The sequence below is a fragment of the Vibrio sp. 704 genome (assembly GCF_033339295.1).
Genome location: NZ_JAWOUH010000962.1, coordinates 1 through 531, shown reverse-complemented (window position 1 = coordinate 531; position 531 = coordinate 1). Strand labels below are relative to the sequence as shown.

Below are 531 nucleotides of genomic sequence, written 5' to 3'. Positions count from 1 at the left end.
TCAAACAAAGCTCCGTGCTTATTTTGGGTGCGGGCGGTTTAGGCTGTGCTTCTAGCCAATACCTCGCCACAGCAGGTGTCGGCCGTATTACGCTCATCGATGACGACATTGTAGAGCTCTCTAATTTGCAGCGCCAAGTATTACACCACGACACAGATATCGGCCGCAAAAAGGTGGATTCTGCCGCCGATGCGCTACGAGAACTTAACCCTCACGTCGAGGTAAACACCGTTGCCAAACGTCTCGATGATGCTCAACTTCAAGCTTTGATTGAACAACACACTGTGGTAGTTGATGCGTCTGATAACGTCGACACTCGTAACCAACTGAACCGCCTCTGCTTTGCAACGAAAACCCCACTTATCTCTGGTGCGGCAATTCGTATGGAAGGTCAAGTGAGTGTGTTTACGTACGACGATCCAACTCAACCTTGTTACCAGTGCTTGAGTGCACTATTTGGTAGCGGTGCACTAAGCTGCGTTGAAGCGGGTGTAATGGCACCAGTGGTCGGGATTGTGGGCGCCGTACAAG

Annotated in this window: 1 protein-coding gene; it reads left to right on the top strand. The window is 50.8% G+C overall.

Annotation, left to right across the window (positions count from 1 at the left end):
* On the top strand, window positions 1-531 hold a 531-nt coding region (gene moeB, locus R7R24_RS30115), incomplete at both ends, for a molybdopterin-synthase adenylyltransferase MoeB (RefSeq protein WP_318120642.1).